This is a genomic window from Arcobacter sp. F2176, assembly GCF_004116465.1.
GTDB lineage: Bacteria > Campylobacterota > Campylobacteria > Campylobacterales > Arcobacteraceae > Arcobacter > Arcobacter siniprincipis.
Genome location: NZ_PDJV01000037.1, coordinates 1 through 9,635, shown reverse-complemented (window position 1 = coordinate 9,635; position 9,635 = coordinate 1). Strand labels below are relative to the sequence as shown.

The 9,635-nt window shown below is 28.7% G+C and carries 9 protein-coding genes and 1 pseudogene; 9 read left to right on the top strand and 1 reads right to left on the bottom strand.

The window, feature by feature from the left end; all coding sequences use genetic code 11:
* The 4 genes and pseudogenes from CRU95_RS15860 to CRU95_RS15845 all read left to right on the top strand — a co-directional run.
* Positions 1-136 (top strand): annotated as a pseudogene (locus tag CRU95_RS15860) (thioredoxin-disulfide reductase); the annotation flags it as partial.
* Between the two features lie 6 nt (positions 137-142).
* Positions 143-916 (top strand): 4-hydroxy-tetrahydrodipicolinate reductase, encoded by a 774-nt coding sequence (gene dapB / locus CRU95_RS15855; protein WP_129102087.1) that lies wholly within the window; start codon positions 143-145, stop codon positions 914-916.
* A gap of 9 nt (positions 917-925) precedes the next feature.
* The gene (gene purF / locus CRU95_RS15850) at positions 926-2,275 is read left to right on the top strand and encodes an amidophosphoribosyltransferase (protein WP_129102086.1); all 1,350 of its coding nucleotides are present in this window, start codon (positions 926-928) and stop codon (positions 2,273-2,275) included.
* Positions 2,250-3,251 (top strand): TIGR01212 family radical SAM protein, encoded by a 1,002-nt coding sequence (locus tag CRU95_RS15845; RefSeq protein ID WP_129102085.1) that lies wholly within the window; start codon positions 2,250-2,252, stop codon positions 3,249-3,251. The genes purF and CRU95_RS15845 overlap by 26 nt, the downstream gene beginning before the upstream one ends.
* 23 nt (positions 3,252-3,274) lie before the next feature.
* Here the strand turns inward: CRU95_RS15845 and CRU95_RS15840 are convergent, their stop codons facing one another.
* Entirely contained in the window at positions 3,275-4,174 is a 900-nt protein-coding gene (locus CRU95_RS15840) for a LysR family transcriptional regulator (RefSeq protein ID WP_129102088.1), read from the bottom strand.
* 116 nt (positions 4,175-4,290) lie between these two features.
* On the opposite strand from CRU95_RS15840, the gene CRU95_RS15835 reads away from it, so the two are divergent.
* From CRU95_RS15835 to CRU95_RS15815, 5 genes are all read left to right on the top strand, one after another.
* Positions 4,291-6,345 (top strand): ATP-dependent helicase, encoded by a 2,055-nt coding sequence (locus CRU95_RS15835; protein WP_129102084.1) that lies wholly within the window; start codon positions 4,291-4,293, stop codon positions 6,343-6,345.
* A 7-nt stretch (positions 6,346-6,352) separates the two neighbouring features.
* Positions 6,353-7,201 carry a tRNA pseudouridine(55) synthase TruB gene (truB, locus tag CRU95_RS15830; protein WP_129102083.1) on the top strand — a complete coding sequence of 283 codons (849 nt, stop codon included), beginning with the start codon at positions 6,353-6,355 and terminating at the stop codon, positions 7,199-7,201.
* The gene (locus CRU95_RS15825; protein ID WP_129102082.1) at positions 7,202-7,978 is read left to right on the top strand and encodes a 4-(cytidine 5'-diphospho)-2-C-methyl-D-erythritol kinase; all 777 of its coding nucleotides are present in this window, start codon (positions 7,202-7,204) and stop codon (positions 7,976-7,978) included.
* On the top strand, positions 7,971-8,441 hold the full coding sequence (gene smpB / locus CRU95_RS15820; protein ID WP_258238740.1) for an SsrA-binding protein SmpB: 471 nt from the start codon (positions 7,971-7,973) through the stop codon (positions 8,439-8,441). The genes CRU95_RS15825 and smpB overlap by 8 nt, the downstream gene beginning before the upstream one ends.
* A 202-nt stretch (positions 8,442-8,643) precedes the next feature.
* Positions 8,644-9,635, top strand: a 992-nt coding sequence (locus CRU95_RS15815; RefSeq protein WP_129102080.1) for a cbb3-type cytochrome c oxidase subunit I, incomplete at its 3' end; no start/stop codon positions are given.

Genomic DNA, 9,635 nt, shown 5'->3' with positions numbered 1-9,635 from the left:
AGATTTAAAGATGAGAACAAATGTACCAGGATTATATGCAGCAGGTGATGTAAGAATAGATGCAGCGAAACAAGTAGTATGTGCAGCAGCTGATGGTGCTACTGCTGCTGTTAATATTATTGAATATTTAGGATAAGAAAATATGATAAATGTAGGTATATTAGGTAGTACAGGAAGAGTTGGTTCTCTTTTAATAGATGATTTACAAAATGATGAGAAAGTTAAATTAAGTGCTTGTCATGTTTCTAATAAATTGAATAAAGCTGTTCCTCAAGGGACAGTTGTAACAAATGATATAAATACACTTTTAGAAAGTTCTGATGTTGTTATAGATTTCTCAGTACCAGCGGCAACAGAGCTTCTTCTTACTGAAGTTATTGAAGGAAAGAATAAAAAGCCCTTAGTAATTGCAACTACTGGATTTTCAAAGCATCAACAAAATTTACTTATAGAAGCTAGTAAATTAGTACCTATCTTATATGCAACTAACATGAGTTTAGGAGTTGCAGTTTTAAATAAACTTGTTACTCTTGCTTCTAAAACATTAAAAGATTTTGATATAGAAATTGTAGAACAACATCATAGAAATAAAGTTGACTCTCCTTCAGGTACAGCTTTAACACTTGCAGAACATGCAGCAAGCGCAAGGGATTTAAATCTTGATGATGTAAGAGTTTCAGGAAGAGATGGTATTATTGGTGCAAGATCTAAAGATGAAATTGCAGTTATGAGTTTAAGAGGTGGAGATATTGTAGGGCGACATACTGTTGGCTTATACAATGATGGTGAATTTATTGAATTAAATCATACAGCAACTTCTAGAAATACTTTTTCAAAGGGTGCTATAAAAGCTGCTAAATGGCTAGTAAATAAAGAAGCTGGTTTATACTCAATAAATGATTGTTTAGGTCTATAAGGAAATAATATGTGCGCAATAGTTGGAATTTTTGGTAATGAAAAAGCTTCTAGGTTAGCCTCTTTGGCTCTATTTTCTATGCAACATAGAGGGCAAGAAGCAACAGGAATATCTTCATCAAGTGATGGTAAAATTTATACAATTAAAAACAGAGGTTTAGTTTCTGAAGTTTTTGATAATACTGCCTTGGAATATCTAAAAGGTAACATGGCAATAGGTCATAATAGATATTCAACTGCAGGTGGAGATTCTATTTTAGATGCTCAACCAGTATTTGCAAAATATAAATTAGGTGAAATATCAATAGTACATAATGGAAACCTAATTAACAAAAAAGATGTAAGACAAGACTTAATCGATAATGGTGCTATTTTTCAAACAGGAATGGATACAGAGAACTTAATTCATTTAATTGCTAAAAATTCTAAAGATAGATTAAGAGATAGAATAAAAGAGGCTTTAGATAAGACTATTGGGGCATATTGTTTTATAATTCAATCTCGTTCTAAACAGTTTGTTATTAGAGATAGATATGGAATTAGACCATTATCTATTGGAAAATTAAAATCTGGAGGATATATAGTTGCTAGTGAAACTTGTGCATTTGACTTAGTTGATGCAGAGTTTATTAGAGATGTAAGACCAGGTGAAATGTTGATTTTTAGTGAAAAAATAGAAGAACCAGAATCAATTCAATTATATGAACCAGAATATAGACCTTGTGCTTTTGAATATGTATATTTTGCAAGACCAGATTCAGTAATTGATGGTAAAAGTGTATATAGAGCAAGAGAAGATATGGGAAAAACTTTAGCAATCAATGATAGAGGTAATAATATCAAAATAGATATGGTAATTCCAGTACCTGATTCAGGTGTTCCAGCAGCTCTTGGTTATGCAGCTGAAAGTGGAATTCCTTTTGAGCTTGGAATTATAAGAAATCATTATGTTGGAAGAACATTTATTGAACCAACACAAGAGATGAGAGATTTAAAAGTTAAGATGAAATTATCTCCTATGAAATCATTAATTGATGGGAAATCTCTACTTGTAATTGATGATTCTATTGTAAGAGGAACTACATCTAGAAGAATCGTAAAAATTCTAAAAGAAGCAGGAGCAAAAGAAGTACACTTTAGAGTTGCAAGTCCAGAAATCAAATTTCCTTGTTATTATGGAATTGACACACCTACAAAAGAAGAATTAATTTCTCATCGTATGAATAAAGAAGAGATTAGAAAACATATCCAAGCTGACACTTTAGAATATCTTTCAATCGAAGATTTAAAGAACTCTATTGGAAATGATAGAAACTATGCATTAGAAAGTTTTGATGGTGACTATTTCGTTACAAAATAATAAAGTAAAAGAAAAAAGACCTTTTAAAGAGATACTTACTATTGGAAAATATTTCCGTAGTAAGTTTGGTGAAACTATTTATAAAGTTCCAATCTCAATATCTGGATTTACTTGTCCAAATATTGATGGAACTGTAGCAAAAGGTGGTTGTAGTTTTTGTGAAAACGACTCTTTTTCTCCCAATTTACAAGAAAAAAAAGCTAAATTTAAACTGCATCCATCAAATCCATCAAATCCCTATTTAGACAGACAATTAAAACAACTAGAAATGCAATTTAATGCCACAAAAGAAAGGCTTGGCAATAAATTTGGTACAAAAAAATTTATAGTTTATTTCCAATCTTTTACAAATACTTATGCACCTTTTGAGACTTTAAAAGCTCTTTATATCAAAGCTTTGTCCTTTGATAATGTAATAGGTTTAAGTATTGGTACAAGAACTGATTGTGTTACTGATGAGATACTAGATTATTTAGCAAATTTATCAAAAGAAAAAGAGATTTGGATAGAGTATGGAATACAGTCTTTTTATAATGAAACATTAGAAAAGATAAATAGAGGAGATAATTCTTCTAATATCAAAAAGTGGATTACTAAGTCAAAAGAAAAAGGCTTGAATGTTTGTGGACATTTGATTTATGGATTGCCAAATGAAACTCAAGAGATGATGCTTGAGACATTAAGGCAAACAATTGAGTTAGATATTGATTCTATAAAATTCCATCCTTTATATGTAGTTAAAAATACACTTTTAACAAATGAATATAAAAAAGGAAGATTTACTCCAATAAGCGAAGAATTATATATAGATACAGTTGTAAAATCTATTAAAATGCTTCCTCATAATATCTCTATTCAAAGAATAACAGCTGGAATTTCTGATGAAAGTTTATTGGCTCCACAATGGTGTAAAGATAAACACGCACAAATACAAAAGATAAAAAAAGCTTTACTAAAAGAGGGATTGAGGTATTAATTTGTATCTATTTAAGATACAAATTAACTTTTAATTTTGAGAAGATAATCAACTACATTTTCAATAAACGCATCATGTTTTCTATCTTTTCTATAGGCAATATATAGTTTTCTAGTCATTCTATTGTTACCTATTCTTGATTCAAATAAGGTATTTGATTTAAGAAGTGAATCAATAGCATTTCTTGAAACTATAGAAACAGTTGGTGTTCCTGTAATCTCAGAGTGTAAAACAGTTTGTATAATAGTTGTAGCACTTGTAACTTCGCTAGTAACATCAAATTGATCACAATCAGGAAAGTTTGCTTTGTCGAGATTTTCTTTAAATATCATTCTTGTATTTGAATCAGGGTTTCTACATACCCATTTGTATGACAGTAAATCTTCTGGTTTCGCTCGAGATGGAAGTTTTTGATTTGAAAATATTACAATCTCATCTTCCATCCATTCTCTATATATAATATCATCATTTGCAATATAGTTTTCAACTAAAGCAATATCAATTTTTTTATCCAATAAGTCTTCTATTGTCTTATGTGAAACAGAGACATTTATAGACACATCATTATGGATATCTCTTTTTAGTTGATTTAAAAATCGTGGTAGGATATAGTTACCTATGATAAATGAAGCACCGAACATAAATGTAACATCTTTATTCATTATTTTTAATAACTCTTTTTCGCAATTACTTACCGTTCTTTCAATTTTTTGAGCGATATTATAAAGCATCTCACCTTCTTTGGTTACTTTAATACCATTTTTTTTTCTATCAAGTAATTGTACTTCTAAATATTCTTCTATAAATTTCATCTGCTGAGTAACCGCAGGCTGTGAAATACCAAGCTTAGCAGAAGCTTTTGAAAAAGACTTTTCTCTAACAACCGTTAAAAATGTATTTACTTTTGCAAAATCATTTAACATTGATTTAAAACCTTTAATTTTTATTGACATTATAATAACATTTATTTATAAACATAAATATTAAAGATTATAGTTTTATTTTATTTTTGATATAATAAAAGCTAATTGGAGTTAAAATGTCAGAAATTTTTTTATCAGCTTTAAATGAATCACAACAAAAAGCAGCTAAACACATAGATGGTTCTTTATTAATTTTAGCAGGGGCAGGCTCTGGAAAAACTAAAACTATCACAACAAGATTAGCGTACTTAATATCAATAGGAATAGATCCTACTTCAATTTTAACACTAACTTTTACGAATAAAGCAGCAACAGAAATGAGAGAGAGAGCTTATGCCATGATTGGCTCAAATATGAATACTCCTCCAATTCTTTGTACCTTTCACAAATTTGGTTTACTCTTTTTAAAATTTTATATGAGTGAATTAAATAGGAAGAATAACTTTATAATCATTGATACAGATGACAAAAAAAGAATACTAAGAACCATAGAAAAAGATATACCTGTTGCTATGCTAGTTTCAGAAATATCAAAATATAAAAATACACTATTGACTCCGACTCAAGTGAAAGCTGGAGCTGAACTTAAAATTTATCAGCAAGTAGCAGATGTATATGAAAAATATGAGAATTATTTGTTAAAAAATAATCTAGTTGATTTTGATGATTTACTCTTATTGCCATATAAAATACTATCAAACAATGAAGCATTGGCAAAAGAGACAAGTGCTAAATATCAATATATAATGGTAGATGAGTATCAAGATACAAATGAATTACAATACAAACTATTAAGACTTCTTTGTGTGACACATAGTAATTTATGTGTTGTTGGGGACGATGACCAATCTATTTATGGATGGCGTGGTGCAACTATTAAAAATATTTTAAATTTTACTGAGCATTTTGAAAATACTTTAGTTGTAAAACTTGAAGAAAATTATAGATCAACAGATACAATACTAGATCATGCAAATCAGTTAATAGAACACAATCGTGATAGATTAGGGAAAAGATTAATAGGAACAAGATCAAAAGGTGATAGTGTAAGAGTTTACGAATCACATGATGAAAATGAAGAAACAAGAAAAATCATTGAAGATGTTAAAAAGCTTTTAGATAGTGGAATAAAAGGTAGAGATATTGCTGTATTATTTAGGGTTAATGCACTTTCTAGATCATTAGAAGAAGGTTTTAATAAAGCAGGATTAAATTATAAACTTGTAGGTGGTATGAAGTTTTATGAAAGAGCAGAAATAAAGGATTTGATTGCTTATTTTAGAATTATAACAAACTCATATGATAATTTTTCTTTTAAAAGAATTATAAACAAACCAAAAAGAGGAATAGGAAAAACTACAGTTGATAAACTTGAAGCAAAATCAGTTGAACTAAAAAAACCTATTTTTGAGATAATAGATGAATTTTCACCTGATGAGTTGAGTGCTATTGTTGGGAAGAAAAATTCAAGAACACTAAAAGTATTTTTAGCTTCTATTTTAGATTTAAAAGATACTTTAGAAGAGTCTAAAATGAGATTTTTGGATATATTTGAAGATACTTTTGATTTTAGAGCTTCATTCGAAAATCTTCCAGATGGATTTGAAAGACAAGCAAATATTGATGAGTTTTATGGATATGTTAGAGATTATTTTATTCAAAATCCTCTTTTAGAATTGGATAATTTTTTAAGTGAAATTGCCTTAGGTAGTGAAGACACTGAACTTGAAAATGAAGCAATATCAATGATGAGCATTCATGCTTCAAAAGGTTTGGAATATAAAAATCTATTTATTATAGGTATGGAAGAGGGCTTTTTCCCAATAGTCGGAGATGGAAGTGATACAGAAGAAGAGAGAAGGTTAGGATATGTGGCATTTACAAGAGCTATGGATAATCTTACTTGTAGTTTTGTTCACTCAAGATTTTACAAAGGAAAAAGAACTTCTTTATTAAAAAGTAGATTTTTAGCAGAATCCGGACTAATAAAAGGTTCACTAATGATTCAACAACAATCATCATCATATAAAAAAGGTGATTTAGTACAACATAAAATTTTTGGGATGGGAAGAGTACAAAAAGCTGTAAAAGCTGGAAAAGACTTTAAGCTTACTATTAACTTTGGTGGAACTAAAAGAGATATTCTTTCGTCATTTGTAGAAAAAGCTTAAGAGTTACATGCAAAAAAGAATTTATAATAAAGAAGCATTAAATAAGTTAATTGTTGTAAATAAACCCATGTTTATGAGTTCAAATTCTTATTTAAATAGAATAAAAAGAAAATACAAAAATAAAAAAGCTGGATTTTCAGGGACTTTAGATCCTTTTGCAAAAGGCTGTTTGATTGTTGCTTTTGGGCAATACTCAAAGCTTTTTCAATTTTTTAAAAAGACTCCTAAAACTTATAGAGCAGTTATTTGGTTGGGGGCTATTTCTGAATCACTTGATATAGAAAATGTCATTTCAATAGATGAACACTGTGAATTAAGAATTGATGATATCAAAAATGAGTTAAATGATTTACAAAGAGAGATAGAATATTATCCTCCAAAATTTTCTGCTAAAAAAATTGATGGAGAGAGAGCATACACTCTAGCCCGTGAAGGTAAAGATGTAGAGATGAAAAAAAGTGTCATGAAAGTTTTTGACACAAAGTTTATTTCATACAATCATCCTTTTATTACTTTTGAAGCAAGTGTTAGTGAGGGAAGTTATATAAGAAGTTTAGCTCAAATCTTACTTGAAAATTTGAATTCAAAGGGTACTTTATCTTATTTGAATAGATTAAATGAAGGCGAGTTTTTTTATGAAAATGAAAAAGACTTAAATCCTTTAGATTATTTAGATATAGAAGAGATAAACTATAGTGGTGATAAATCATATTTTGAACAAGGTAAAAGAATCTTATGTGAATATTTGGATGAAAAAGAAGATGGAAAATATTTAGTAAAATTTGATGATTTTTTTTCTATAATCGAAATAATGAATGGTGAAGTAAAATATATATTAAACAAGGTAATGATATAAATGAATATAAGCGCTAAATCATATGCAAAAGTTAATATCTTTTTAAAAATTGCGGGAAAAAGAGATAACTACCATGAATTAGTCTCTAGATTTGTAAGAGTAAAAAATTTATATGATACTATTACTTTTATTCCTGAAAATTTAACAAATGAGTTTAATCTTATTGGTGACTTTGGATGTGAGATACAAAAAAATACAATATATAAAGCATTTTTGGCTTTAAGAGATAATTGTCCTAAAATAGATGCTTATTTTAGGGTTTATAGTATTAAAGTTGATAAAAGAATTCCAGAGTTTGCAGGACTTGGAGGTGGAAGTTCAAATGCTGCGACATTCTTAATAATGGCAAATAAATTATTTAATTTATACTATTCAAAAGAAAAATTAGCAAAAATAGGGGCCAAAATAGGGGCAGATGTTCCATTTTTTGTATATGAATATGATAGTGCAAATGTAACAGGTATTGGTGAAATAGTTGAAGAGTATGAAGAAGAAGCACTTGATATAGAAGTTGTAACTCCTAAAATTGAGTGTAATACTGGAAAAATATTTACTTCATTTAGAGAAAGTTTCTATAAAGTGATTTCAAGTGAAATGAAAAACAAACTTTTAAGTATGGATTCAAAAGATATTTTAAAAGAGTTTAATATATTTGAAGCAAATGATTTATATGAACCAGCATTGAAAAGTTATCCACAACTTGTAGATTATGCAAAAAAAGATTGGTTTTTTAGTGGAAGTGGAAGTAGTTTTTTTAAGGTGAAAGATAATGGCTAAGAAAGAAAAAAATATTAATTTAACATTTAAGAATAAAAAGGCATTTCATGATTATTTTATACTTGAAAGTTTTGAAGCAGGTATAGAACTTCTAGGAAGTGAAGTAAAATCTATAAGAGAAGGAAGAGTAAATCTAAAAGATTCTTATATAAGAATTATAAAAAATGAAGTCTTTGTTTTGAATATGCATATCTCATATTTAGAGACTACTCACGCTATGTATAGACCAGAAGAAACAAGACCAAGAAAATTGCTTTTACATAGAAAACAAATAGATAAACTTTTTGAAAAAGTAACTAAAGAAGGAATGACTGTAGTTCCCTTAAAACTGTACTTCAATGCTAAAAATTTTGCTAAATTACAAATAGCATCTGCACAAGGTAAAAAGCTTTATGATAAAAGAGCTGATTTAAAAGAAAAAAGTTTAAAAAGAGAATCAGAACAAGCAATAAAGAATTGGTAATTTTACCAATTCTTTTAGACTTTTTTCATTAAAAAAGTCTAAATAATCAAATTAGTTACTTTTAGTAATATTAAATGATTCTTAAAAAATATTACTAAACTAAAAAATAATGTTTAAGCTAATATTTATGCCTAATTCGTTAGTATCTTTTCATAAGTGACAGTTCTGTGACTTGTATAAAAAAATTAGTAGGAGGAGATTGATGCAAAACGGTGCACAAATCGAGTACGATTACTCAATTGCAAAAGCCTTTACATTTGCAACAATTCTGTTTGGTATCATTGGTATGTTGGTTGGTGTTATTCTAGCGTTCCAAATGGCTTTCCCACAGTTAAACGATTTAGCTGGGGAATACGGTACTTTCAGTAGGTTAAGACCTTTACACACAAATGGTGTTGCGTTTGGTTTTACTATGAGTGGTATTTTTGCAGGATGGTATTACATCTCTCAAAGAGTTTTAAAAGTTTCTTTGAAAGAATCACCATTTTTAATGTTTATTGGTAAATTACATTTTTTACTTTTCTTCATTACAATTCTTTTAGCAGTTGTTACACTATTAGCTGGTATTACAACTTCAAAAGAGTATGCTGAATTAGAGTGGCCTATAGATATCCTTATCACAGTTTGGTGGGTTTTATGGGGTGTTGGAATTTTCGGATTGATTGGAATAAGAAGAGAGAGAACATTATATATCTCGATTTGGTATTTTATTGCATCATTCTTAGCAGTTGCTATGTTACATTTATTTAATAGCATGGAAGTTCCTACTGCATTATATTCTGGATATGGAGAATGGTATCATTCTGTTTCTATGTATTCTGGATCAAATGATGCATTAGTGCAATGGTGGTATGGACATAATGCGGTTGGTTTTGTATTTACAGTTCCAATTATTGCTTTAATTTACTACTTTTTACCAAAAGAGTCAGGACAAAATGTTTATTCATATAAGTTATCTATATTAGCTTTCTGGGGATTAATGTTTGTTTATTTATGGGCTGGTGGACACCACCTTATTTATGCAACTGTTCCAGATTGGATGCAAACTATGGGTTCTGTTATGTCAGTTGTTTTAATTTTACCATCATGGGGATCAGCTATTAATATGCTTTTAACAATGAAGGGTGAATGGCAACAATTACAATCTAATACATTAATTAAATTTATGATTTTAGCATCGACTTTTTATATGTT